This is a genomic window from Kitasatospora cinereorecta (assembly GCF_024172095.1).
In the GTDB taxonomy this organism is placed as follows: Bacteria; Actinomycetota; Actinomycetes; order Streptomycetales; family Streptomycetaceae; genus Kitasatospora; species Kitasatospora cinereorecta.
Genome location: NZ_JAMZDX010000005.1, coordinates 606,282 through 631,402 on the forward strand (window position 1 = coordinate 606,282; position 25,121 = coordinate 631,402).

23 protein-coding genes are annotated in these 25,121 nt (G+C 73.8%); 17 read left to right on the forward strand and 6 right to left on the reverse strand.

The annotated features are described in order from the left end of the window. Positions 1 to 20 precede the first annotated feature (20 nt). The 6 genes from FHR36_RS28380 (at position 21) to FHR36_RS28405 (ending at position 7,677) form a co-directional block, all read left to right on the forward strand. A complete protein-coding gene (locus FHR36_RS28380) occupies positions 21 to 455 on the forward strand; it encodes a GNAT family N-acetyltransferase (protein WP_253801638.1) in 435 nt (144 codons plus the stop codon). A gap of 56 nt (positions 456 to 511) precedes the next feature. Continuing rightward, positions 512 to 1,093 (forward strand): TetR/AcrR family transcriptional regulator, encoded by a 582-nt coding sequence (locus tag FHR36_RS28385; protein ID WP_253801640.1) that lies wholly within the window; start codon positions 512 to 514, stop codon positions 1,091 to 1,093. Positions 1,094 to 1,134: 41 nt separating this feature from the next. After that, complete coding sequence (locus FHR36_RS28390; RefSeq protein WP_308199661.1) at positions 1,135 to 2,499, forward strand: MFS transporter; 1,365 nt, start codon at positions 1,135 to 1,137, stop codon at positions 2,497 to 2,499. 119 nt (positions 2,500 to 2,618) lie between these two features. Beyond that, positions 2,619 to 3,743, forward strand: coding sequence for an alpha/beta hydrolase (locus FHR36_RS28395; RefSeq protein ID WP_253801642.1), 1,125 nt, complete (start codon positions 2,619 to 2,621; stop codon positions 3,741 to 3,743). 111 nt (positions 3,744 to 3,854) lie between these two features. Further along, entirely contained in the window at positions 3,855 to 6,128 is a 2,274-nt protein-coding gene (locus FHR36_RS28400; RefSeq protein WP_253801644.1) for an ArnT family glycosyltransferase, read from the forward strand. Positions 6,129 to 6,285: 157 nt separating this feature from the next. Beyond that, positions 6,286 to 7,677: an IS4 family transposase gene (locus tag FHR36_RS28405; RefSeq protein WP_253793771.1), complete on the forward strand. Its 1,392-nt coding sequence runs from the start codon at positions 6,286 to 6,288 to the stop codon at positions 7,675 to 7,677. Between the two features lie 107 nt (positions 7,678 to 7,784). Here FHR36_RS28405 and FHR36_RS28410 read toward each other — a convergent pair whose 3' ends face one another. Continuing rightward, positions 7,785 to 8,528: an HNH endonuclease family protein gene (locus FHR36_RS28410; RefSeq protein WP_253801646.1), complete on the reverse strand. Its 744-nt coding sequence runs from the start codon at positions 8,526 to 8,528 to the stop codon at positions 7,785 to 7,787. A 177-nt stretch (positions 8,529 to 8,705) separates the two neighbouring features. Beyond that, positions 8,706 to 9,722: a GTP 3',8-cyclase MoaA gene (gene moaA / locus FHR36_RS28415; RefSeq protein ID WP_253801648.1), complete on the reverse strand. Its 1,017-nt coding sequence runs from the start codon at positions 9,720 to 9,722 to the stop codon at positions 8,706 to 8,708. Between the two features lie 130 nt (positions 9,723 to 9,852). Here moaA and FHR36_RS28420 point away from each other — a divergent pair, with 130 nt between their 5' ends. The 5 genes from FHR36_RS28420 (at position 9,853) to FHR36_RS28440 (ending at position 14,360) form a co-directional block, all read left to right on the forward strand. Next, positions 9,853 to 10,464 carry a nucleotidyltransferase family protein gene (locus FHR36_RS28420; protein WP_253801650.1) on the forward strand — a complete coding sequence of 204 codons (612 nt, stop codon included), beginning with the start codon at positions 9,853 to 9,855 and terminating at the stop codon, positions 10,462 to 10,464. Positions 10,465 to 10,576: 112 nt separating this feature from the next. After that, entirely contained in the window at positions 10,577 to 11,374 is a 798-nt protein-coding gene (locus tag FHR36_RS28425) for a hypothetical protein (RefSeq protein WP_253801652.1), read from the forward strand. 160 nt (positions 11,375 to 11,534) lie between these two features. After that, positions 11,535 to 12,314, forward strand: coding sequence for a tetratricopeptide repeat protein (locus tag FHR36_RS28430; RefSeq protein ID WP_253801654.1), 780 nt, complete (start codon positions 11,535 to 11,537; stop codon positions 12,312 to 12,314). 102 nt (positions 12,315 to 12,416) lie between these two features. Continuing rightward, positions 12,417 to 13,223: a (2Fe-2S)-binding protein gene (locus tag FHR36_RS28435; protein WP_253801655.1), complete on the forward strand. Its 807-nt coding sequence runs from the start codon at positions 12,417 to 12,419 to the stop codon at positions 13,221 to 13,223. A 135-nt stretch (positions 13,224 to 13,358) separates the two neighbouring features. After that, the gene (locus FHR36_RS28440; protein ID WP_253801657.1) at positions 13,359 to 14,360 is read left to right on the forward strand and encodes a DUF2637 domain-containing protein; all 1,002 of its coding nucleotides are present in this window, start codon (positions 13,359 to 13,361) and stop codon (positions 14,358 to 14,360) included. A 109-nt stretch (positions 14,361 to 14,469) separates the two neighbouring features. On the opposite strand, the gene FHR36_RS28445 is transcribed toward FHR36_RS28440, so the two are convergent. The 4 genes from FHR36_RS28445 to FHR36_RS28460 all read right to left on the reverse strand — a co-directional run bounded on the left by FHR36_RS28445 (position 14,470) and on the right by FHR36_RS28460 (position 19,280). Next, the gene (locus tag FHR36_RS28445; protein ID WP_253801659.1) at positions 14,470 to 16,671 is read right to left on the reverse strand and encodes a SpoIIE family protein phosphatase; all 2,202 of its coding nucleotides are present in this window, start codon (positions 16,669 to 16,671) and stop codon (positions 14,470 to 14,472) included. Positions 16,672 to 16,871: 200 nt separating this feature from the next. Continuing rightward, positions 16,872 to 17,273 (reverse strand): ATP-binding protein, encoded by a 402-nt coding sequence (locus FHR36_RS28450; protein WP_253801661.1) that lies wholly within the window; start codon positions 17,271 to 17,273, stop codon positions 16,872 to 16,874. A gap of 307 nt (positions 17,274 to 17,580) precedes the next feature. After that, the gene (locus FHR36_RS28455) at positions 17,581 to 18,039 is read right to left on the reverse strand and encodes a MarR family winged helix-turn-helix transcriptional regulator (protein WP_253801663.1); all 459 of its coding nucleotides are present in this window, start codon (positions 18,037 to 18,039) and stop codon (positions 17,581 to 17,583) included. 260 nt (positions 18,040 to 18,299) lie between these two features. Beyond that, positions 18,300 to 19,280: a quinone oxidoreductase family protein gene (locus FHR36_RS28460; RefSeq protein WP_253801665.1), complete on the reverse strand. Its 981-nt coding sequence runs from the start codon at positions 19,278 to 19,280 to the stop codon at positions 18,300 to 18,302. A gap of 258 nt (positions 19,281 to 19,538) precedes the next feature. On the opposite strand from FHR36_RS28460, the gene FHR36_RS28465 reads away from it, so the two are divergent. The 6 genes from FHR36_RS28465 to FHR36_RS28495 all read left to right on the forward strand — a co-directional run bounded on the left by FHR36_RS28465 (position 19,539) and on the right by FHR36_RS28495 (position 25,088). Continuing rightward, positions 19,539 to 20,249, forward strand: a complete 711-nt coding sequence (locus FHR36_RS28465; protein WP_253801667.1) for an urease subunit gamma — start codon at positions 19,539 to 19,541, stop codon at positions 20,247 to 20,249. After that, the gene (locus tag FHR36_RS28470) at positions 20,246 to 21,967 is read left to right on the forward strand and encodes an urease subunit alpha (RefSeq protein WP_253801669.1); all 1,722 of its coding nucleotides are present in this window, start codon (positions 20,246 to 20,248) and stop codon (positions 21,965 to 21,967) included. Before FHR36_RS28465 ends, FHR36_RS28470 begins: the two co-directional genes overlap by 4 nt. Positions 21,968 to 22,000: 33 nt before the next feature. Beyond that, positions 22,001 to 23,041, forward strand: a complete 1,041-nt coding sequence (locus FHR36_RS28475) for an agmatine deiminase family protein (protein ID WP_253801671.1) — start codon at positions 22,001 to 22,003, stop codon at positions 23,039 to 23,041. Positions 23,042 to 23,159: 118 nt separating this feature from the next. After that, positions 23,160 to 24,044: a spherulation-specific family 4 protein gene (locus tag FHR36_RS28480; RefSeq protein ID WP_253801673.1), complete on the forward strand. Its 885-nt coding sequence runs from the start codon at positions 23,160 to 23,162 to the stop codon at positions 24,042 to 24,044. A 360-nt stretch (positions 24,045 to 24,404) separates the two neighbouring features. Next, positions 24,405 to 24,731: a hypothetical protein gene (locus FHR36_RS28490; RefSeq protein WP_253801675.1), complete on the forward strand. Its 327-nt coding sequence runs from the start codon at positions 24,405 to 24,407 to the stop codon at positions 24,729 to 24,731. A 195-nt stretch (positions 24,732 to 24,926) separates the two neighbouring features. Continuing rightward, positions 24,927 to 25,088, forward strand: a complete 162-nt coding sequence (locus FHR36_RS28495; RefSeq protein ID WP_253801677.1) for a hypothetical protein — start codon at positions 24,927 to 24,929, stop codon at positions 25,086 to 25,088. Positions 25,089 to 25,121: the final 33 nt, after the last annotated feature.

Sequence of the window (25,121 nt, forward strand, 5' to 3'; positions counted from 1 at the left end):
CGGGACGGTTGGCTGCCTCCATGTCGAAGCTCCGCCTGCTCCAGCCCCAGGACGACGCCGCCCTCGAGGACTGGCGGCACGTCCACAACGTGATCATCCCGACCGACCCGCTGTCGCCCGAGGCGGTCCGCGAGCGCTCCGGGCGCAACCACCTGGAGGTCGCCTACCTCGGCGACCTCGCGGTCGGCTGCAGCACCGTCCGCCCGCCCGCGGACGGCACCGCCACCGTGATCGCCCGGGTGCTGCCCGACCACCGCGGGCAGGGCTTCGGCGAGCGGCTGTACGCGAGCGGCCTGGCGCGGGCCCGGGCGCTCGGCGCCGAGCGGATCGCCACCGTGGTGCTCGCCTCCAACGAGGACGGCCTGCGCTTCGCCCTGCGGCGCGGCTTCACCGAGGTCGAGCGCTACCTGCTGCCGGGGGACACCGTCCCGTACGTCGACCTGCTGCTGGGCTGACCTCCCCCGACCGGGAGTAGACACTGTCCACCAGGCACTGGTAGACAGTGTCTACTATGGATGACCAGGACTCCGGGCTGCGCGCCCGACTGATCACGGCCGGCACCGAACTTCTCGCCGCCGAAGGACCGCAGGCCCTCACCCTGCGCGAGATCGCCCGCCGGGCCGGGGTCTCGCACGGCGCCCCGCGCCGGTACTTCCCCACCCACCTCGACCTGCTCTCCGCCATCGCCCGCGAGGGCTTCACCCGGCTCGCCGCCCGGGCCGCCGAGGCCGAGGCCGCAGCCGGGTCCGGCGCCCCGCGCGAGCGGCTCACCGCACTCGCCCGGGCCTACCTCGACTTCGCCCGCACCGAGCGCGGCATGTTCGAGCTGATGTTCCGCCACGACCTGCTGGAGAGCGGCCGGCTCGGCCTGCGCGAGACCAGCCTCCCGCTGTTCGCCCTGTTCACCGGCCTGGTCGCCGAGGTCCGCCCCGGCACCGACCCCCGGCACGCCGCCGCCGCGCTCTGGGCCAACCTGCACGGCATCGCCCAGCTCTCCGCCTGGGGCAGCCTCCGCCTGGCCCTCGGCGAGGACTCCACCGAGGCGCTGCTGCGCGCCGCCCTCGACGCCCACCTCGGACCGGAACGCCCGTGACCGGAACGATCGCGACGGGACGGCCGGTGACCGGAAAGCCCGTGCCCACGGTCGTGCGTCGCAGGCTCACCCTCGCCTGCAGCGTCACCGGCGCCGCGCTGGTCGCCATGGACGGCACCGTGCTCACCGTCGTCCAGCCCTCGCTCCAACGCGACCTGCACGCCACCCTCGCCCAGGTGCAGTGGACCGGCACCGGCTACCTGATCGCCGTCGCCGGGCTGCTGGTGCTCGCCGGCCGCCTCGGCGACCTGTACGGGCACGGCCGCCTCCTCACCCTCGGCGCCCTCGGCTTCGGCGCGACCTCCGCCGGTATCGGGCTCGCCCCCGGCATCGGCTGGGTGATCGCCCTCCGGGTCGCCCAGGGCGTCTTCGGCGCCCTGCTGCAGCCCGCCACCCTCGGCATGCTGCGGGCCGCCTACCCGCCCGACCGGCTCGGCCCGCCGATCGCGCTGCGCACCAGCGCCATCGGCCTCGCCGCCGCCACGGGCCCGCTGCTCGGCGGCGCCCTCGCCGCCCACCTCGGCTGGCGCGCCGTCTTCTTCCTCGGCATCGCCCCGGCACTCCTGGTCGCCGTCCTCGGCCGGGCGGCGGGCAGCGGCCGCACCGACGGGCCGCGCCCGGTACCGGGCGGACGGCCGGACCTCGCCGGGGCGGGACTGCTGGCGTTCGCGCTGGTGTGCCTGGTGCACGCGCTGGTGGAGCTGCCACGCGACGGCTGGACGGCGGCGACCGGGCCGGTCCTGGCAGTCGGGCTGGCGGCCGGGGCGGGCTTCGGATGGCACCAGCGGCGCACCGAACATCCCCTCGTACCGCCGCGGGTGGTGCGCTCCGCACCGGTCGCGCTCTCGCTCGGCATCCTGGTCGCGGTCTCCGCCGCCCTGCTCGGGGCGCTCTTCCTGGCCACCTGGTTCCTCCAGGACGTCCAGGGCCTGGACCCGCTCCGGAGCAGCATGCGCGGCCTGCCGCTGGCCGTGATGATGGTGCTCGGCGCCCCCGCTGCGGCCTGGCTGCTGCGCCGGACCGGCGCCCGCTGGACCGCGTCGGGCGGGGTGGTCCTGCTGGCGCTGGGGGTCGCCCTGCTCTCCCGGCTGGACGCCGGGTCCTCGGCGGTGGCCGTCGGCACCTGCTTCGCCTCGGCCGGCGCTGGCTACGTCGCGGTGATGGTGACCGCGACCGCGGTGGTGGTGCGGCACGCCGCGGCGGAGGACGCCGGGGTGGCCGGCGGGCTCAAGCAGACCGCGCTCAACATCGGCCCGGTGCTCGGGGTGGCGGCCGCCACCATGCTGGTCGGGCTCGACCCCGGCGGCGGCTTCGTCCACGCGATGCGCCCCGCCCTGGCGGCGCTGGCCGCCCTCGCCGTGCTCGCCCTGCCCGCGGCGCTGCGACTGCCCGGCGCGAGGGCCTGACCGGGAGTTCCCGGCTCGGGGCGCCGGGCGGGGAGTTCCGAGCGGCCCCGTGCAGCCCGAGCAGCCTCGCGCTGGGAGGCGGCTGGGAGGCCGCTGACAGCGTCCTTTACGATCAACGGGTGCCCAGTCTGACCGGACTTACCCTCCAGATCATCGCCGTCGTGGTGGCCGTCGCCGCGTTCGTTGCCACGCTGTGGCTGTGGCCCCGACTCGGCGGTCGGGGCTGGAAGGCGTGGCTCGGCCGCCTCGGCGCGTTCTTCGGCACCCAGGTCGCGGTGCTGGTCGCGATGGGCCTGGTCGCCAACTCGTACTTCGGCTTCTACTCGACCTGGAGCGACCTGCTCGGCCTGGACGGCAAGCCCGGCACGGTGGTCGACCACCAGCCGGGCGGCAAGGCGATCTCGGTCACCGGCGAGCAGAAGATGTACTCGTCCCAGGGTTCGGCGCAGGACCGTTCCGGCTTGATCCAGAAGGTGACGATCAGCGGCGCCACCTCCGGCCTGGTCGGCACCCCGGCGTACGTCTACCTGCCGCCGCAGTACTTCCAGCCGGCGTACGCCTCCGCCCGCTTCCCGATGGCGCTGGTGCTCAGCGGCTACCCGGGCACCCCGGAGAAGCTGATCTCGCTGCTGCAGTACCCGGCGTCCACGCTGAAGGCGATCGAGGCGAAGCAACTGCCGCCGATGATCCTGGTGATGATGCGCCCCACGCTGGTCGGCAACCGGGACACCGAGTGCATGGACGTGCCGGGCGGCCCGCAGGTGGAGACCTTCTTCACCGAGGACCTGCCGAAGGCGATGGCCGCCTCCTACCGGGTCTCCGACCGGCCCGAGGCGCGGGCTGCGATGGGCGACTCGACGGGCGGCTACTGCGCGCTCAAGTTCGCGCTGCGCAAGCCCGACGCCTACCGCTCGGCGATCTCCCTGTCCGGCTACTACGAGGTCGGCAACGACCCCACCACCGGCGACCTGTTCGCCGGCAGCGCGGACGTCAAGCGCGACAACAACCTGCTGTGGCGCCTGCAGAACAAGCCGGCCCCGCCGGTCTCGCTCCTCCTCGCGACCAGCTACAACGAGGAGAACTACCACGCCACCCAGCAGATGGTGGCCTCGTTCAAGGCGCCGACCCAGCTGTCGACGATCACCCTGAACACCGGCGGCCACAACTTCCACACCTGGACCCGGGAGATCCCGCCCGCCCTGGAGTGGCTCGGCAAGCGCCTCGACACGGTGAACCCCGCCTGAGCGGTCCCGGTATCGGCGCGCATCCCGGTCCGAACGGGTGATCCGAAGATCACAGGGCGCTCATAGCCGGGCCTCATGAGAATCTCAGCGGGACGCCCGAGCGTAACTGCCATGACCAGTTCCCCTCCTCCCACCAGCGTCCCGTGGCCCGAGGCTGCGAACTATCCGCCGCCGGAGCCCTCCGCGCAGCCGGCTCCGCAGGCCACGGTCGAACCGCTCTTCCCCCCGGTCCCGCTCCCGGCGACCGGCCCCAAGGGCCCGTCCTCCTGGGCTGACCGGCTGCGCACCCTGCCGGCCCGCGCCTGGCGCGGCCGCCCCGACGACCCGCGGTGGGCCCGCCCGGCCATGCTCGGCCTGCTGGCCGCCACGGCCGCCCTCTACTTCTGGAACCTCACCGCCTCCGGCTGGGCCAACTCCTTCTACTCGGCGGCCGTGCAGGCCGGCAGCCAGAGCTGGAAGGCGATGTTCTACGGCTCCTCGGACGCCGCCAACTTCATCACCGTCGACAAACCGCCGATGTCGCTCTGGCCGATGGCCCTGTCGGTCCGGCTGTTCGGTCTCAGCACGGGCAGCGTGCTCGCCCCGCAGGTCCTGATGGGCGTGGCCACCGTCGGCACCGTGTACGCCACCGTCCGCCGGCGCTTCTCCCCGCTCGGCGGCCTGGTCGCCGGCGGCGCGCTCGCGCTCACCCCGGTGGCGGCCCTGATGTTCCGCTTCAACAACCCCGACGCGCTGCTGGTGCTGCTGCTCACCCTGGCCGCGTACGGCCTGGTCCGCGCGACCGAGACAGCGAGCACCCGGTGGCTGCTGTTCACCGGCGTGATGTTCGGCTTCGGCTTCCTGACCAAGACCCTCCAGGCCTTCCTGGTCCTGCCCGCCTTCGCGGTGATCTACCTGGTGGTCGCGCCGACCGGGCCGGCCCGCCGTTTCCGCCAGGTGCTGTACGCCGGGCTGGCGATGGTCCTGTCCGCCGGCTGGTGGGTGGCGATCGTCGAGCTGGTGCCCGCCTCCGCGCGGCCGTACATCGGCGGCTCGCAGGACAACGACTTCCTCTCGGTCACCTTCGGCTACAACGGCTTCGGCCGGATCACCGGCGACGAGACCGGCAGCGTCGGCGGTGGCGGTGGTGGCCGCGGGGGCGGTCAGGGTGGCGGCATGTGGGGCAGCACCGGCCTCACCCGCCTGTTCGACGGCGACATCGGCGGGCAGATCGCCTGGCTGATGCCCGCCGCCCTGATCCTGCTGGTGGTCGGCCTCTGGGCGACCCGCCGCTACGGCCGCACCGACAGCGCCCGCACCGCCTTCCTGGTCTGGGGCAGCTGGCTGCTGTGCACCGGCCTGACCTTCAGCTTCATGTCCGGCATCTTCCACCAGTACTACACGGTCGCCCTCGCCCCCGCCGTCGCCGCCCTCGTCGGCATGGGCGCCGACGGCCTCTGGCGGGCCCGCCGACGGCTCCCGTACGCCGCTCTGCTCGCCGGCACCGTCGCGGTGACCGCGATCTGGGGGTACGTGCTGCTCGGACGCAGCTCCACCTTCCTGCCCTGGCTGCGCTGGGCGGTCCTGCTCGGCGGACTCGGCGCCGCGGCCGCCCTCCTGCTCGCCGGCCGGCTCGCCGGCGCCCTCGCGGGCCGCGTCGCCGCGGTGGCGGGCCTGGCGGCACTCGCCGCCGGACTGGGCGGCCCGGCGGCGTACGCGGTGCAGACCGTGTCCACCGCGCACACCGGTTCGATCGTGACGGCCGGCCCGCGGGTCGAGGGCTCGACGGGCTTCGGTCCCGGCGGCGGTCGGGGCGGCTTCCCCGCCGGCGGCCGGGCGGGCGGCCTCCCCGGCGGCGGGTTCCCCGGCGGCACGCAGAACGGTACCCAGAACGGCGGCCGGGCCGGAGGCCAGAACGGCTTCCCCGGCGGCGGGTTCCCCGGCGGAGGCTTCCCCGGCGGCACCCAGAACGGCGCCGAGGCGCGCACCGGCCGTGGCGGCATGGGCGGCATGGGCGGCGGGATGGGCGGACTGCTCGACGGCGCCCGGGTCAGCAGCGAGCTGGCCGCCCTGCTGAAGCAGGACGCCGGCTCCTACACCTGGGTCGCGGCGGCGGTCGGTTCGCAGAACCAGGCCAGCTACCAACTCGCCACCGGTAAGCCGGTGATGGCGCTCGGCGGCTTCAACGGCACCGACCCGTCGCTGAGCCTGGCCGACTTCCAGCAGTACGTGAAGGACGGGAAGATCCACTACTTCATCGGCGGCGGTGGCATGGGGGGCGGTCGCGGCGGCGGCATGGGAGGCTCCTCGGACTCCTCCGAGATCACCGCCTGGGTCGAGGCCAACTTCACCGCCAAGACCGTCGGCAGCACCACCGTCTACGACCTCACGACTGGTACAAACTGACGTCAACCACCAGGGGCGCGTGGGGGTACCTCCAATGCCGTCAAGTTATGGCGGGTTGGGGGTATGGGCTGGTGTTTCGCCGGTTTTGGGGACAACGAGGGCAGGGCCCCGCTACGGATTTGGGTGTCGAGTCCGTTTCCGTGGAGGAGCCCTGCCGGTGTCCAAGTCTGTCATCACGCGCACGCTGTCCGCAGCTGTTGGGTGTTTCGCGCCGGGGCATCTGGGCCCGCTGACCTGGTTGCTGCCGTTCTCGGCGGTGGATGACGCGCTCGCGCGGACCGGCACGGTGCAGCGTCGGGTGCGTGACCTGCCGGCCCGGGTGGTGGTCTACCTGCTGGTCGTCCAGGGGTTGTGCGGGTCGGCACCCTTGAGTGCGGCCTACCGGATGCTGTGTGCCGCGTTGGTCGGGCCGGGGCTGCCCGACCCGACTCGGCAGGGCCTGCACGCCGCACGGGCCCGGCTGGGAACAAGACCGCTGCGACTGCTGCTCGGCGAGTTGTGCCGCCACCCCGACACGGTGCCGGGCCTGTGGCGCGGCCTTGAGGTCTGCGCGATCGACGGCACGGTCCTCGACGTCCCCGACTCCGGGGCGAACCGGGCCTGGCTGGGTAAGCACGCGCACCGCCACGGCACGGCCGGCTATCCGCAGGTACAGGTGATCGTCCTGGTCTACTGCACCACCCGAGCCCTGATCGACGCCGTGTTCGGTCCGGTGGCCGGCCGCGAGTTCGTCCCGGCCAGGCGTCTGCTGCGCAGCCTGCACACGGGGATGCTGGTCCTGCTGGACGCGGGCTTCGACGCGGCCGGGTTCCTGTCGGACGTGGCCGCCACCGGCGCCGACTTCGTCGTCCGGCTGCCTCGCACCGCCCGTCTGGTCGCCCTGGAGCGCTACCCGGACGGCTCATGGCTCACCGTCCGGGCCGGACGCAAGGTCCGCGCGATCGCCGTCACCGTGCAGATCACCACCGGCGAAGGCACCCGCACCAGCACCTGGCTGTTCGCCACCACTCTTCTCAACTGGCGCACCCACCCCGCCGACCAGGTCGTGGCCTGCTACCACGACCGCTGGGAAGTCGAGGAAGCGTTCTGCTCGATCAAGTCCACGATGCTCGACGGGAAGGTCCTGCACTGCACCGGCCCCGCCGGCCTGGCCCAGGAACTGCACGCCCTGCTCATCGCCTACCAACTGCTGCGACTGGTCATGGCCCGCGCCGGGGCCGCAGCCGGACTGCGCTGCACCGCCATGGGCTTCACCCTCGCCCTGCGCGAAGCCGTCAACGGCATCACCGCCGCGGTACAGATCGAGGGCCCCACCGATGCCCACCTGCTGGGGGCGGTCGGCACCTATCTGCGCGACCACCCCCTACCCGAACGCCGCCTACGGATCTACAACCGCCTGGTCAAACGACCCCTGTCCAAATACGCGGCCGGAAAGATCGGGAACGGCAAGAAGCGACAGATCATCCCCGCCGGCAGAGCCACCCTGACCGCCACCATCGACCACAACAGCCCGAACTCCCACCCCTACCAGCCCCAACACCAAACTTGACGGCATTGGGGGTACCTCCCGGCCGAAGGCTGGGGGAGAACTGCGCGACCGGCCATGCACTCACGTAGAGCGGTGGCTGGTCGCGCAGTTCCTCGCGCCCCCAGGGGTCAGCCCCCGCACTGCTGGAGCATCGTCCTCTTGTCCGCCGGCGTCACCGGCAGCTGGTACTTGAGCGAGACCTGGGCCCACCGCACCGCGTACGCACAGCGGACGGCCGGGTTGGCGGGCAGCCAACTGGCCGGGCCGGAGTCGCCCTTGGAGGCGTTCTGGGAGCCGTCCGCGGGGATCAGGTTGAGCGGGTCGTTGGCGATCTGGACGCGCTTGGCCTTGTCCCACTGGGCGGCGCCCTGCTGCCAGTCGTACGAGAGCGGCATCACGTGGTCGATCTGGATCTTCGACGCCTGCTGCTTGGTCCACTTGACGGTCTTGCCGGTGTACGGGTCCCAGATGGTCATCGCGGTGACGACACAGGCGGCGCTGTCCTTGTGCTCGACGGAGCGGCCGTCGCGGGCGAGGACGTCGTCGCGGGTGCCGCAGTTGTTGTGGCCGAGCGGGATGCCGTCGACGTTGTCGGTCCAGGCGGGGCCGAACTGGTCGCGGTCGTAGCCGGTCCTGGGGCCGGGGTCGGCGGTCTTGACCTTGGTGATGAGGTCGACGCCGGCCTTGCGGTCGGTGGCGGAGGTGATCGGGAGGAGGCCGGGCTTGGTGCCGTCGGGGTTCTGCAGCGGGTTGGTGCCCTGGGCCGCGCCGGGCTTGGCGGAGTCGGAGGAGGACGTGGCGCCGGTGCAGGCGGTGAGGGTGAGGAGGGGTAGCAGCAGGACGGACAGGACGGCGGTACGGCGGGCGCGCACGGAGTTCCCCCGGAGGTGGTGAGGACTGACGGCGCACCAGGAGACCAGTCGGCCCCCATCGGGTCAAGCGGGCACAACACCCATGACGAAGCTCACCGCAGGGGCGCCGCGCGCCGGTCGCTCGGTTCGACGGCGAACTCCCGCTCCCGTCCGCCCGGCTGAGCCGGCTCAGCCGGCTCAGCCGCCGATCGCGGACATCGGCCGGGCCGGCTGCACGAAGTCGGCGGAGGAGATGTCGTGGCCCGGCCCCTTGCGGGCGATGGTGTCGCGCCAGGCGCGTTCGATCCGGTCGTCGTCGGCGCCGCCGCGCAGCAGGGCGCGCAGGTCGGACTCGCGGGTGGCGAAGAGGCAGTTGCGCAGTTGGCCGTCGGCGGTGAGCCGGACCCGGTCGCAGCCACCGCAGAACGGGCGGGTGACGGAGGCGATCACGCCGACCACGGTGTCGGTGCCGGCGATCCGCCACTCCTCGGCGGGGGCGTTGCCGTGGCGGCCGACCGGGACCAGGTCCCAGCGGGCGCCGAGGATGTCCAGGAGTTCGTCGGCGGTGACCATCCGGTCGCGGTCCCAGGCGCCCTGGGCGTCCAGCGGCATGGACTCGATGAAGCGCATCCGGTAGCCGTGGGTGGCGGCGAATTCGACCAGGTCGAGGATCTCGTCGTCGTTGACGCCGCGGACCGGGACGGCGTTGATCTTCACCGGGTCCAGACCGGCGGCCTTGGCGGCGGCGAGTCCGGCGAACACGTCGGCGATCCGGTCGCGGCGGGTGATCTCGGCGTAGCGCTCGGGGCGGAGGGTGTCGAGGCTGACGTTGACCCGGCGCAGTCCGGCGGCGCGCAGTTCGGTGGCGGTGCGGGCGAGGCCGATGCCGTTGGTGGTGAGCGAGAGCTCGGGGCCGAGGGCGGCGAGGCGGGCGATCAGTCCGGGCAGGCCGCGGCGGAGCAGGGGTTCGCCGCCGGTGAGGCGGACGGTGCGGATGCCCAGCCGGTGGACGGCGATGTCGGCCAGCCGGACGATCTCGTCGTCGGTGAGCACCTCGGCCCTGGGCAGCCAGGCGAGTCCTTCGGCGGGCATGCAGTAGGTGCAGCGCAGGTTGCAGCGGTCGGTGAGGGAGACCCTCAGGTCGGTGTGGACCCGGCCGTACCGGTCGACCAGCGGGGTGGGGGCGCCGTGGGTGTGCTCTGTGCTGCGTGCCATCTGCCCAGTACAGGTGCCCGGGGGCGGAAGGTGAAGCGGTCGAACGGCCGGGGTGTCCCGCTGACCTGCGCCCTCGCCTTGTTCGATCATCCAACTGTGAGGCCGCGCGGGAACCCGGGAGACTGGCCGCATGGCAGATCGACCGATTCCCGCGCTGGTGCTGGCGGCCGGCGGCGGCCGGCGGCTCGGCGGGCGGCCCAAGGCGCTGCTCCCCTATCGCGGCCGCCCGCTGGTCGAGCACGCCCTCGGGGTGGTGCGGGCGGGCGGCTGCGGGCCGACGGTGGCGGTGCTCGGGGCGGCGGCGGCCGAGGTGCGGGAGCGCGCCGAGACCGGGGACTGCCTGCTGGTCGACAATCCGGACTGGGCGGGCGGCATGGGCTCCTCGCTGCGGGCCGGACTGGCGGCGCTGCCCGCGGACGCGCCCGCGGTGCTGGTGATGCTGGTCGACACGCCGGGCGTGACCGCGGCGGCGGTCCGGCGGCTGCTCGCCGCGCACCGGGCGGGTGCCGGCCTGGCCGCCGCGGCGTACGGGGGCCGGCGCGGCCATCCGGTGCTGATCGGGGCCCGGTTCTTCGCCGAGGCCGCCGCCGGGGCGGTGGGTGACGCGGGCGCCCGGGCGCTGCTCGCCGCCCACGCCGGGGAGCTGACGCTGGTCGAGTGCGGGGATGTCGCCACCCCCGACGACCTGGACACGCCGGAGGATCTGGCGCGCTGGACCGGTGCGGACCCGAAGCAGTCCTAAGCGCCCCTGAAGTCTCCCTGAGGATTGCCGCATTCCGCACCCGGCACCCCGCCGATCAGCAAGGATGGAGGCGGCCCTGCCCCCAGCAGACCAGGAACGGACGGTGTCAGCCATGCCCGACGACCTCAGTGGTACGCCCATCCGCTGCCCCGCCTGCCGCCGCGAGCACGTGTACGAGCCGGCCAGCCTGCCGTGCCCGTGCGGGGCGCAGTTGCGCGTGCCGCTGCTGCGCGGCGGTGTCCCGGTGCAGGTGCGGTTCCGCTCCTGGGAGGACTCCTGGTTGAGCATGCGCTGCCCGCACTGCGGGCGCAACGACCAGTGGCCGCAGCCGGAGTTCACCTGCAACTGCGGGGCCACCGTACGGCTGCCGGTCGACCGGGCGCCGCGGCTGCAGTCCACCGGCCATCCGGGCGGCCGCCACGCCGCCGGGCCGGGCGGGGCGCGGCCGTACACCACCGCGGTGCCGTCCGGGCCGCTGGAGCAGCCGCTGCCGGGCGGCGGCGGGCCGGCCCGGCTGATGCGGCCGCCGTTCCGCCCGCAGCCGGTGCACGGGTCGGCGGACGCGGTGGTGACCGCGGCCCGCTACCTCCAGTGGCTGGGCTTCGACGACCTGGAGGTGACGGAGGGTCAGGAGCGTGACGCGGTCACCCTGTTGGGTGGTCGTCTGGTGGCCCGGGTGGACACCTGGGCGGAGCCGGCGGACGTCCGCGCGATCGAGTGCCTGTGGCTGGAGACGCTGCACACCGAGGAGGTCGCGGCGGCCATGTTCACCCTGTCCGGGTACTCACGACAGGCCGTGGTGCGCGGCGAACAGCTGCTGGTGGCGCTGTTCACGCTGGACGCGGCCGGCATACCGCAGCCCGCCAACGGCGCCGCCGAGGCCCTGATGGAGACCGGCTGGACGTCCTGACCGACCCCGCCGCGGACGCCCCGGTTCCGGAATCCGTGCCGCTCGTGATCTGGTGCACAAGCTCGCCCCCGTGTTGAATTGCCGCCACACAGCACTCCGTTTACTGGATGGCGCACACAAGGAGGTGGCGTTGTCGGTGCACGGTACGGCCTCGGGGGGCATGGCGGACGCCGTATGGCGGCTGAGGTCGCGCGGATGTTGGCAGGAGGCTGCGGACCTGCTCCGGCCGCAGGCCGGGCGGGACCCGGCGGCGGCCCTCGTCCGGGCCGAACTCCTCATCGAACAGTGCCTGTTCACCGCGGAGCACTGGGAGCGCGCGGAGGACGCGCTGCGCCAGGCGGAGGCCGGGGTGGCGGGCGCGGAGCACCGGGCGGCGGCGTCCTGCGCCCGCGGGTTCCTCGCCTACACGGCGAGCGTGATGGGCCGCCGGGACCGGCTGGACGAGGCGCAGGCCGCGCTCGGCCGCACCTCGGCGCTGCTCCCGCCGGACGCGCCGGGCCGCCCGCTGCTGGACTTCCGGCGCGGCCTGGTCGCGGAGAACCTGCTGCACGACCCGGTGGCCGCGCGCAGCGCGTACCGGCGGGCCCACGCGGCGGCCGAGGAGCGCGGCGACCGGCTGCTGCACTCCTCCACCTGGCGGCACCTGGCCGGGCTGGCGCAGGGTGACGGCGACCTGGAGCAGGCCCGGGAGGGCTTCCGGGCCTCGCTGCAGCTGCGCGAGGACCTCGGCTTCACGGTCGGCGTGGCCCCGGCGCTGGCCTCGCTGGCCGAGGTGTCCGACCCGCCGGAGGCGACCCGGCTGCGCGCCGAGGCGTCCCGGCTGGTGCAGGCGTTGGGCGGGGTACCGGTGTGGCTGGCGCAGCGGCTGAACGCGGTGCCGGCGCCGGCGGCTCCCCCGGACGGCCGCGTCGGTGCGGACGCCCGGGACGGCATCAGCTAAGGTGAGCCTAACCTGTCCGGGGGGAGCAGCACTCCGGACAGGTCCACCGTGCCGTCCCCGGGCTCCGCCGAGTTCCGGTCGTCCTCCCGCAGGGGGCCCCGCATGACCGCGAGCAGCCTCGAACCCTGCCCGCCCGCCCCGCGCACCCCTCCCCTGACCGGCAGCTACGCCCGACTCGCCGACGCCTTCCCGCAGTTGCGGATCCACTGCGCCCCGCCGCGCTCCGGCGACGGCTGGGTGGCCGGCGCCGACCTGGTCCGCGGCGGCAGCGCGCTCGGCGAGCTGATCGCCTTCGACGAGCGGCTGGGGCTGCGCCTGTACGGCCGCGCGGCCCGCCCCGACGTCACCGCCGGCTTCTGCCTGCACCGCTACACCTGGCCGGTGGCGCTGGCCTTCACCGTGCCCTGGTTCCTGGAGCGCCGGGTGCCGCACCTGCCCGCCGAGCGGGTCTCGATCAACCGCGCCACCGGCGAACTCACCGTCCGCCCCACCGGCTTCAGCTGCCTCCCGGACGATCCGGCCGCCACCCTGCCGCAGGCCCGGGTGGTGCCGGACGAGTCGGCGCTGCGGGCCGAACTGCTGGCCGCCCTCGCCGAGCACATGGCCCCGGTCCTGGCCGCCTTCCGCCCCCGGGTCCGGCGCGGCCCGCGCACGCTCTGGGGCATGACCACCGACGACGTCGTCGAGGGCCTCTGGTACGTCGGCGGCCTGCTCGGCGAGGAGGAGCGCGTCACCGCCGAACTGGCCGCACTGCTCCCGGGCAGCGGCCCGGCGCCGTTCACCGGCGGCGCGGACTTCCGGGCCGCCCGGGGGCCGGACGGCACGTGCGGCCGGACCCGGATCAGCTGCTGCCTGTTCTACACCGTGCAGCCGGACGAAGCGTGTTTCAGTTGCCCACGCCAGAAATAGATCTGATAATCGATCGATATCCCGTTCGGAATTCCCTCTCAGTGGTGTATTGACCGCAAACCAGTCATCGGAATCCGATTTCTCCGCCATGATGGTCCCCGCCGTCACGACGTGGAAAGCGAGGCTGGTTCAAGCATGAGACTGTCCGACATACCGCTGGGCTGGGCCGGTCTGGCCCTCGCCGCGCTGCTGGTCACCGCCGCACTGGTCGCGTTCGCCCGCACCCGCGCCGCCGTCACCGCAGCCCGCGGATCGGATTCCTGGGAGCGCTCGGAAGAACGCCGCCGCCGCAAGGAGTCCCTGTACGGGGCCGCCTCGTACGTGCTGCTGTTCTGCTGCGCCGCCGTCGCCGCCGCACTCTCCTTCCACGGCCTGGTCGGATTCGGGGTGCAGAACCTCAATCTCTCCGGCGGCTGGGAGTACCTGGTGCCGTTCGGCCTCGACGGCGCGGCGATGTTCTGCTCGGTGCTCGCCGTCCGCGAGGCCAGCCACGGCGACGCCGCCCTCGGCTCACGCCTGCTGGTCTGGCTGTTCGCCGGCGCCTCCGCCTGGTTCAACTGGGTGCACGCCCCGCGCGGCTTCGGCCACGCCGGCGCCCCGCAGTTCTTCGCCGGGATGTCGCTGTCCGCCGCCGTACTCTTCGACCGGGCCCTCAAGCAGACCCGCCGGGCCGCCCTGCGCGAGCAGGGCCTCGTCCCGCGGCCGCTGCCGCAGATCCGGATCGTCCGCTGGCTGCGCGCCCCGATCGAGACCTACGCCGCCTGGTCGCTGATGCTGCTGGAAGGCGTCCGGACCCTCGACGACGCGGTGGAGGAGGTCCGCGACGAGAAGCGGACCGCCGCCGAGAACCGCGAACGGCGCCGGATGGCCAGCCGACGGGAGCGGGCCGAGATCCGCGCGATCGGGCGGCAGCCCGGTGGCTGGCGCCAGCGCGGCGCCGCCCGGCAACTGGAGGCCGCCGCCACACCCGCCGCCGTCGCCGGCGCGACGGAGCCCGCCATAGCCGAGCCCCCCGCCCCGGCCGGCCTCCCGGTCCGCCGCAGCGTCGACCTCACCCCGGAGGAGGACACCATCACGCTGCCGCGACTCGACTCGCTCGAGCAGAAACTCAAGGACCTGGAGCAACAGTTCGGCTGATTTGGGCTCACCCCAGGGGCGCGAGGAACTGCGCGAGGCGGAAGGCTGCGACGTGTGCCCTCCCGCTGCGCGCAGTTCCTCGCGCCCCCAGTGGTTCACGCCAATTCGTTCACGTATCCGCGGAGAGCTCGAACCACATCCGCTTGCCGGTCCCCCGCGGTTCGACGCCCCAGCCGTCGGCGAGGGCCTCGACCAGCATCAGGCCGCGCCCGGAGGAGGCCTGCTCGCCGGGGGTGCGGCGGGTCGGCCACAGGTCCGACTCGTCCTCGACCTCGACCCGCAGGCGGGCCCGCCCCTCGTCGTGGTAGAGCCGCGTGGTGAACATCGCGTCGCGGTCGGTGTGCCGGATCGCGTTGGTGACCAGCTCGGAGGAGAGCAGTTCCGCGGTGTCGATCAGCTCGGGCACGCCCCAGCGCCGGAGGGCGTCCCGCAGTTCGCCGCGCAGCTCGGAGATCCGGGCCAGGTCGGCCTGGCCGATCCGGCGGCGCAGCTGCTGGGCGGCGCGGCCGCCGGCGGGGCCGTCCCAGCGGAGCAGCAGCAGCGCTATGTCGTCCTCGCGTTCGGCGGTGTCGGCGGCGGGGGCGGTGATCCGGTCGGCGAGGTCCTCGAGGGGTTCGCGGGCGGCTTCGTCGACGGCGGGCAGGTGCCCGGCGACGGAGTTGCAGAGCCGCTCGTACCCGGTGTCGAGGTCCATGTCGCGGGCTTCGACCAGGCCGTCGGTGCAGAGCACGACGGTCTCGCCGGGGTCGAGGCTGAAGCGGGTGACCCGGTACTCCTCGTCGGGGGCGACACCGAGCGGGAGGCCGCCGGCGACGGGGACGGTGTGGGCGGTGCCGTCGGCGCGGCGGACGACCGGGTCGAGGTGGCCGGCGCGGACGGCGTAGACCACTCCGTAGTCGACGTTGACCTCGGCGTAGGTGCAGGTGGCGAAGTGGTCGGTGTCGAGGTCGGCCAGGAAGCGGGAGGCGCGGGCCATCACGGCGGCGGGCGGGTGGCCCTCGGCGGCGTACGCGCGCAGGGCGATCCGGAGCTGGCCCATGATGCCGGCGGCGTGCACGTCGTGGCCCTGGACGTCGCCGATCACCAGGCCGACGTGGCCGCCGGGCAGCGGGACGACGTCGTACCAGTCGCCGCCGATCTGCAGTCCCGAGCCGGCGGCGAGGTAGCGGACGGCGGTGGTGACGCCGGGGACGGCGGGGACGGTGCGCGGCAGCATCACCCGCTGCAGGCCGGCGGCGAGCTCGTGCTCGGCGTCGTGCAGGCGGGCGCGGGCGAGGGACTGGGCGACCAGGCCGCCGAGGGTGGAGAGCAGGGTGCGCTCGTCGGGGTCGAGGCGGCGGTCGTCGTCGAAGGAGATGACGCAGACGCCGATCGTCCGGCCGCTGGCGACCAGCGGGAGGAAGGCCCAGGCGGAGCGGCCGCTCTCGTTGGCGAACGGCGCCGATTCGGGGTAGCGGGCGCGGTACTCGTCGAGGCTGGCGATGAAGACCGGCGCGCGGGTGCGGATCGCCTCGGCGGCCGGGTGGTTGGGGTGCAGCGGGGTGCGGTCGAAGCGCTCGCGCAGGGCGCCGCCGTAGCCGCTGGCGCCGAGCAGGGCGATCCGGCCGGCTTCCAGGGAGGCGAGGGCCAGGCCGTCCGGCGGGAGGCCGGGCAGCGGGAGCTCGGTGAAGACCCGGGCCACGTCACGGACGGTGACCGCCTCGGAGAGGGCGCGGGCGGCTTCCTTGATGAAGCGGGAGCGCTCCTCGCGCAGCAGGGCCAGCTCGTCGGCCCGCTCGCGCTTGTGCAGCTCGACGGTGGCGTCCCAGACGAAGCCGACCATCCGGGAGGGGCGGCCGAAGGCGTCGGCGAGGACGCGGCCGCGGAAGCGGACGGCGTGCAGCTCGCCGTTGGGGAAGACGGTGCGGTAGTAGGCGCCGCACTGGCCGAGCTCGGCGACGGCGCGCTCGACCCGGCGCCTCACCACGGGGGCGTCCTCGGGGTGGAGCATGGCCAGGAAGGAGGCGGAGCTGCGGTCGAAGCGCTCGCCGTCCAGGCCCAGGATGGCGCAGGCCCGCTGGTCGCCCTCGAGGAGGTCGCGGCGGATGTCCCAGTCGAACGAGCCGATGCCGTTGGCGGCCATCGCGGGTTCGAGCCAGTCCGGGGTGGAGTCGCCGCCGCGGCTGGACAGGCCGCGGGTGACCGCGGGCACGATCCGGCCTGCGGCCAGCCCGGGGGCGGTACGCAGCGGGTTGGCTGCGGCGATGCTCCTGGTGACCTGGGCCGGCGGGGTCCGGCGGGCGGGCCCAGGCGGCTCGGGCTCTGTCGCCATGCTTCTCCTGCCGCTGCCGTGCCGGGCGGGCCCGGTTCGGGCCGCCGTGGGGTGCGTGTGCCTCCTGGCACACATTCTCACTAGCCTCTCGTATGTTCGGCAAGGCGGCAATGGCATGCACCCGGTGGTGTGGGTCGCATTCGACGGTGCGGATCGCACACGATTCCGGGATCGGCCGCGGATCCCGCCCGGGAGGCGGCTCAGGCCGCGCCGAGCTCGAACCAGGTCACCTTGCCGTCACCGCGCAGCTGGACCCCCCAGTCGTCGGCCAGCGCCTCCACCAGCAGCAGGCCGCGGCCCGAGGTGGCGGACTCGCTCGGGTGGCGGCGGCCGGGCAGCCGGGTGGTGCCGTCGTGCACCTCGATCCGCAGCCGCTGCTCGGCGGTGAGCACCGCGTCGAACACCGCGCCGTGGCCGGTGTGCACCAGCGCGTTGGTGACCAGCTCGGAGGCGAGGAGTTCGGCGGTGTCGGCGAGCTCGGGCACCCCCCAGCGGTCGAGCGCGGCGCGCAGCCGGTGGCGGATCGCGCCGACCGCGACCAGGTCCGCCGGGTCGAGGGCCGCGTGCAGTCGCCGGTGCAGGGCGCAGCCGGGTTCGTGCACGGGCGGTGGGCCTTCCACCGGGCGGGTCCGGGCGGGCGTCTCCTCGTGCGAGCCCGACCGCTGCCGCGGGAAACCTGCCTGACCATCCATCAACGTACGCCCCCGCACCTTGTTCCGGACGGCCGCCCGGGTCCCCCACCCGTTCGACGGCCGCTTGTCGACCATCCTCATGCCCACTTGAAGCGGTTCGCAACAGTGAATCCCCGGTCACGTGGGGTGAAGGAGGGCTCGAAGGGCGTGCGAATGATCCGGCCGGGGCCGCCGCGGAGGTTTGCGGCGGCCCCGGGTGCGACTCGGGGTGCGGGTGTCAGCGGCCGAGGGCGGCGGTGGCGCGCTGCAGGAAGGCGCGGAACAGCTCCCGCTCGGCGTCGTCGAAGGCCGACCAGAGCGCCGCCTCGACGCCGACCGCCCGGGCGTCCGCCTCGGTGAGGAGGTCGCGGCCCGCGTCGGTGAGCCGGGTGACCAGGACCTTGCCGTGCACTTCGGAGGGCTCCCGCGCGATCAGGTCCTTGGCCTCCAGGTTGGCGAGCACGCCGGCCATGGTCTGCGGGGTGACGGCGGCGCCGCGGGCCAGCTGCGCGCCGGACCGGCCGGGCCGGTCGGCGAGTTGCAGCAGCACCGCGTACTGCGGCACCGTCAGGCCGAGGTCGCGCAGCGCCTCCGCCTTGGCGGCCATCATGGCCTGCTCGGCCTGCTTGAGCGCCAGGCCCAGGCGCTGCCCGCTGCCGGCGGCGCCGGCCAGCAGCGCGGACGGGTCGGTGGTCATGGCCGGGGCCTCCTCGGGAACGGTCCAACCAGCCCAGTATCCCCGGCACCGCCCCCTGCCTGGGGCCTAGGCCTGTCTGACCATTCCCGTCGGATCAGCGGGCGGCGTTGATGGGCCCCTCCTGCCCGCTGGCGGGCAAGGAGGGAGCGTAGCTCGGCGGTGCGGAGGAGGGAGTCCATGCGGAGCATCGGCGACCGACGACAAGCCGGCGAGGTGCGCGCTCCGGCGGCGGCCGCCCGGCGGGAATGGTCAGACAGGCCTTAGCGGACCCGCAGCACGTACGCCCCGCTGCCGCGCCGCTCCTCCAGCAGGGCGTGCGCGCGGGCGACGTCGGACCAGCCGATCTCCTCGACCTCCTGTCGCAGGGTCCCGTCGGCGACCAGGCGCAGCCCCTCCTCCAGGTGGGCGCGGAACAGGTCGGGCCGGCGGGCGGCAACGCCGCCGAGGTTGTAGCCGGCCAGGGTGAAGCTGTCGTACCAGACCTGATTGGCCGCCAGGGTGAGGTCGTGGTCGGCGGCGTTGCCGATGACCACGTGTCGGCCGAGGACGGCGAGCAGCGGCGCCACCTGCCCGCGCAGGTCGCCGCCGACCGAGTCGATCACCACGTCGAAGCCGGCGCCGCCGGTCAGGTCGGGGGTGTGCCGGGCGAGTTCGCCGTACGGGAGGCCGTGGTCGAAGCCGCCGGCGGCGACCGCGCGCTCGGCGCGTTCAAGGGTGCTCGCGGCGCCGACGACGAGGGCGGCGCCGAGGGCGCGGGCGAGCTGTCCGAGCAGGGTGCCGAGTGCGCCGGAGGCGGCGGTGACCAGGACCCGGTCGCCGGCGGTGATCCGGGCGGCGCCGCGCAGGGTGCCGACGGCGGTGGTCGCGTTGACGGCCGTGGCGGCGGCCGTGGCGGGTGCCAGTGCGGCGAGTTCGCCCTCCAGCGGGACGGTGGTGAGGGCGCCGGCGACGACCCGTTCGGCGTGGCCGCCGAAGCCGAGCGGGACGGCGGCGACCGGCTGGCCGACCCGCAGGCCGGTCACGCCCTCGCCGAGGGCGGCGACCGTGCCCGCCACCTGGAGGCCGGGCACGGCGGGCAGGTCAATCGGGAACTGGCCGCGGCGGAACATCACGTCGGCGAAGTGGACGCCGGCGTGGGTGACGTCGACGGCGACCTCGCCGGGGCCGGGCTGCGGTTCCGGGAGCTCGACGGTCTCCAGGACCTCGGGGCCGCCGGTTCGGGTGTAGCGGACTGCTCGCATGACGGGTCTCCCCCAGAGAGTACGAAGCCTGATCGACATCAGGTCCCATATGTATATCAGGTTCCTGATACATCCATCAGGGACCTGATACTCGATTGCGACGCCCACCTCGCCGACGACCACGCCGCGAGCAACGCTGGACACGGCGGCCGGGCCCGGGTTCAATGGGCCCCAGATGTTTGAACGACGTTCTAACCACATCCACCCCGCCCCCGGCCCCCGGTCCGGGGGACCCCTGGCACCCGCGAGCGAGGAACCGTGCGACTGACCCCCACCGAACGGGACCGGCTGCTGATCTTCACAGCGGCCGAACTGGCCCGCGCCCGCCGCGCCCGCGGCGTGAAGCTGAACGTGCCCGAGGCCACCGCGCTGATCGCCGACACCGTCTGCGAGGCGGCCCGCGACGGTCGGCGCCTCGCCGAGGCGATCGAGGCCGGCCGGACCGTGCTGAGCGCCGACGACGTCCTGCCCGGCGTGGCGGACGTGGTCACCGTGGTCCAGGTGGAGGCCGTCTTCGACGACGGCACCCGGCTCGCCGTGGTCAACGACCCCTTCCGCGGCGCCGGATCGCTCGGCGACGACGCGCCCGGCGCCGCCCTGCCCGGTACCGGCGAGGGCTACGACCCGGTCGAGGAGAGCGTGGTCCTGCCGGTCCACAACACCTCCGCCGTGCCGATCTCGGTCACCTCGCACTTCCACTTCTTCGAGGCCAACCCGCGCCTGGCCTTCGACCGGGCCGCCGCGTACGGCACCCACCTCGCGGTACCGGCCGGCTCGTCAGTCCGCTTCGACCCGGGCCGCACCGTCGAGGTCGGGCTGGTCCCGATCGGCGGCGAGCGGGTCGCGATCGGCTTCGCCGGCCTGGTGGACGGCCCGCTGGACGCCCCCGGTGCCAAGGAGGCCGCCCTGGAGAAGGCGCGCGCCACCGGATACCTGATCGACTTCGACGACACGGAGGTGGAGTCATGACCTCCATCACCCCTCATGACTACATCTCGGTGCACGGCCCCCGGGCCGGCGACCGGATCCGGCTCGGCGACAGCGGTCTGATCATCCGGATCGAGCACGACTCCCAGGCGCCCGGCGACGAGTTCCTGGCCGGTTTCGGCAAGACCGCCCGCGACGGCCTGCACCTCAAGGCCGCCGCCGTCCGCGACACCTGCGACGTGGTCATCTCCAACGTGGTGGTGATCGACGCGATCCAGGGCATCCGCAAGACCTCGATCGGTCTGATCGACGGCCGGATCGCCGCCGTCGGCCGGGCGGGCAACCCGGACACCATGGACGGCGTCGAGGTGGTGGTCGGCACCGGCACCACCATCGTCTCCGGCGAGGGCATGATCGCCACCGCGGGCGCCATCGACACCCACGTCCACCTGCTCTCGCCGCGGATCATGGAGGCCTCGCTCGCCTCCGGTGTCACCACCATCATCGGCCAGGAGTTCGGCCCGGTCTGGGGCGTCGGCGTCAACTCGCCCTGGGCGCTGCGGCACGCGTTCAACGCCTTCGACGCCTGGCCGGTCAACATCGGCTTCCTGGGCCGCGGTTCGTCCTCCGACCCGGCCCCGCTGGTGGAGGCGCTGGCCGAGGGCGGCGCCTCCGGCTTCAAGGTGCACGAGGACATGGGCGCCCACACCCGGGCGCTGGACACCGCGCTGCGGGTCGCCGAGGAGTACGACGTGCAGGTCGCCCTGCACACCGACGGCCTCAACGAGTGCCTCTCCGTCGAGGACACCATCGCCGTCCTCGAGGGCCGCACCATCCACGCCTTCCACATCGAGGGCTGCGGCGGCGGACACGTGCCCAACGTGCTCAAGATGGCCGGCGTGGAGAACGTCATCGGCTCCTCCACCAACCCCACCCTGCCGTTCGGCCGGGACGCGCTCGGCGAGCACTTCGGCATGATCGTCTCCGCGCACGACCTCAAGGTCGACCTGCCCGGCGACGCCGCCATGGCCCGCGACCGGATCCGGGCCGGCACCATGGGTGCCGAGGACGTGCTGCACGACCTCGGGGTCATCGGCATCACCTCCTCCGACGCCCAGGGCATGGGCCGGGCCGGCGAGACCGTCCGTCGCACCTTCGCCATGGCCGGCAAGATGAAGGCCGAACTCGGCCCGATGGACGGCACCGGCTCGTACGGCACCGCCGAGAGCGGCGACGACAACGAGCGCGTCCTGCGCTACATCGCCAAGCTCACCATCAACCCGGCCATCGCCCACGGCCTCGCCCACGAGGTCGGCTCCATCGAGGTCGGCAAGCTCGCCGACATCGTGCTCTGGCGCCCCGACCACTTCGGCGCCAAGCCGCAGCTCGTCCTCAAGGCCGGCTTCCCCGCGTACGGCGTCACCGGCGACCCCAACGCCTCCACCGACCGCTGCGAACCGCTCGTCCTCGGACCGCAGTTCGGCGCGCACGGCGCCACCGCCGCGGACATCTCGGTCGCCTTCGTCTCCCAGGCCGCCGCCGAGGCCTCCTATCTGGACGTCGCCGCCGACCAACTCCCCACCCGCCGCCGCCGGGTGGGCGTCCGCGGCACCCGCGGCATCGGCCCGCGTTCCATGGTACGCAACGCCCGGGTCGGCCACGTCGACGTCTCCGAGACCGGACTGGTCTCCCTCGACGGCTCCCCGCTGCGCTCCGACCCGGCCGACAGCGTCTCGCTCAGCCGCCTCTACTTCCTCTGAACCCTCCCCCACCGCTTAGGACCCGTGACCGCGATGACCACCACCCCCGCCGAGCTCGGCTTCCGCATGCCCGCCGAATGGCACCCGCACGAGCGCACCTGGATGGCGTTCCCCACCGAGAACCCCACCTTCGACAGCCCCGAGCATCTCGACGCCGGCCGCCGGGCCTGGGCCGCCGTGGCCAACACCATCGTGCGGTACGAGCCCGTCGCCCTGGTCGTCAACACCGGCGAGACCGGGACCGCCCGCGGCTACGTCTCCCCCGAGGTCGAGATCGTCGAACGGCCGCTGGACGACGCCTGGATGCGCGACATCGGCCCCACCTTCCTGATCGACGGCAACGGCGCGGTGGCCGCCACCGACTGGATCTTCAACGGCTGGGGCGCCCAGTCCTGGGCCCGCTGGGACAAGGACCAGCACGTCGCCGAGCACATCACCGAACTCACCGGCGTCCGGCGCTTCGCCTCCCGCCTGATCAACGAGGGCGGCGGCATCCACGTCGACGGCGAGGGCACCGTCCTGGTCACCGACACCGTGCAGCTCGGTGAGGGCCGCAACTCCGACTGGACCCGCGAGCAGGTCGAGGCCGAGCTCAACGCCTTCCTCGGCACCACCAAGGTGATCTGGGTGCCGCGCGGACTCACCCGCGACTACGACGAGTTCGGCACCCGCGGCCACATCGACATCGTCGCCTCCTTCGTCCGGCCCGGCACCGTCGTCGCCCACGTCCAGCCCGACCCCGCCCACCCCGACCACGAGGTCTGCCGCGAGATCGTCGACCTCCTGCGCGCCTCCACCGACGCCCGGGGCCGCACCCTCGAGGTGATCGAACTCCCCGCCCCCACCGTCCTCCTCGACGAGGACGGCGAGCCGGTCGACTACTCCTACATCAACCACTACGTCGCCAACGGCGCGGTCGTCCTGTGCGCCTTCAACGACCCGCGCGACGACGAGGCCAAGGCCATCCTGGAGAAGGCCTACCCCGGCCGCACCGTCGAACTCGTGGACGCCACCGAGATCTTCGCCAACGGGGGCGGCATCCACTGCATCACCCAGCAGCAGCCGCGCGCCTGACCCGCCGTCCGGCCGGCCGAGCCGCCCCGCGGAGGTTCCGCGGGGCGGCTGTGGCGTGTGCGTACGATGGGGCCGAGCGGCCGTCAGGGTCGCACACATGAACGAGGGGGATGCGGAAATGCGTGCAGGCGTGCGGGCGATGACGGCCGTGGCGGCGGGGGCGGTGCTGGCCCTGGGGGCGGCCGCGCCGCAGGCGTCGGCAGGGACGCGAGGGCTCGAGGTCGCGGTGCCGGCGTACGTGTACCCGGGGGACGCGATGGTCACGGGGCTGCAGGCGGCGACGCCGGCGGCGTCGATCGTGGTGCTGAACCCGAACAACGGCGACAACCCGTTCGACGCGTCCTGGCAGGCCCAGGCCGACGCGCTGCGGGCCCGGACCACGGCCACCGGGGGGCACACCAAGGTGCTGGGCTACGTGCACACCGAGTGGGCGACCCGCTCGCCCGCCGCGGTGAAGGCGTCGATCGACAACTACCTGAAGACCGCGGACGGCAAGCTGCACGTCGACGGCATCTTCGTCGACACGGTCAGCCGCGACTGCGGCACCGGCAACAGCGCCCGCGACTACTACCTGGACCTGCGCCAGTACGTGCAGGAGACGGTGTCCGCGATCGACCCGTCCGTGCAGGAGCTGGTGGTGGACAACCCGGGCACCGCGATCGCGGACTGCTTCCTGGAGCCGGGCCACCGCACCGCCGACACCTTCGTGACGTTCGAGAACACCTACGCCCAGTACACCGGGGGCGGTTGGCTCGGCGGGAACGTGTTCAACTCGACCGCCGGCTACTACTCGGGCGCCTCGCTGGACCCGAGCGGCACCGCGTTCTGGCACCTGGTGCACGGCGTCCCGGGCGCCACCGAGATGCACACCGCGCTGAACACCGCCTTCACCCGCGGCGCCGGCTACGTGTACGCCACCGACGACACCCTGCCCAACCCGTGGGACAAGGCCCCGAGCTGGGGCTTCTCGGCCGAGACGGGCTACGCCGCCCAGATCGGCTGACAGCGGCCGTACGACTACGTGGTGACGCCCTCGGCCTCGGCTCCGGTGAGCCAGCCGAGGGCGGCCACCTGGATGCCGGCCTGGAAGCGGCTGCGGGCGTCCATCCGCACCATCAGGTCGGCCATCATCCGCCGGACGGTGCGCAGCGAGACGCCGAGCCGCTGCCCGGCGCGTTCGTCGGTGAGGCCCTCGGCGAGCAGGCGTCAAATCGGGATCTGTAGAACACCTTTGGGCGCAGTTCCGTCCGGCGGAGTGGGCGAAATCTGGAGAGCATCGCGGCGCGTGTCATCTTCCTGCCAGGCGTCGATCTGCCACCGGAGCCCGCGTACAGGCGATCTGTCGATCCGTCAGGCTTGAGGAATGTACGCGATCCGGTTGGAGCTCGCAGCACCGGACGGGACGCCTCCGGGCGAGCCCGCGGTGCCGGCCGTCCGGGCCGCGCTGACGGCGCTGCTGCGCGCCCTGGGGGCCCGGCTGGACCATGCGCGGATCCGCACCGACCCGGGGGCGCTCGCCGGGATCTGCTATGTAGAGGCGGACGGCCTGCTGACGGCGGAGCGCCGCCTCGCCGACGCCTGCCGGGCGCTGACCGGCCCGGGCGGCCTGCTGTCCGGCTGGATGCTGCGCCGCTGCGAGGCCGATCCGTGGATCGCACTGGCCCTCTACGAGGCTCCGGCCGAGAGCTGACCTGTACACGGGTGGGTGTCGGCGGGGCCGTCCCTGCTGATGATCGCCGCCTGGCTGGCCGCCACCGCGGTGCTCTCCCGCCGCCTGCTCCGCTGGGAACCCCGGCGCGGCTGAGCCGCCACCGCGTGACCGGGCATGCCGACATCCGGCCGAGCCCGGCGCGCCCCGGCTCCCCGGTCGGGGTGTCATGGGGGCATGACGACACACTGGCTGATCGAGTTCACCGACGAGCTGATGCGGATCACCGACGACCTCGACCAGGAGCGCGCCGCCGCGTTCGTCCGCAAGGTCTACGAGGCGGGCCGCGAGGCCGGCCACCAGGAGACCGAGCAGGGCCGCGACCACAGCGGCTGGTGAGACCCGCCGGGGAGCCGCGGCCGTACGCCGTAT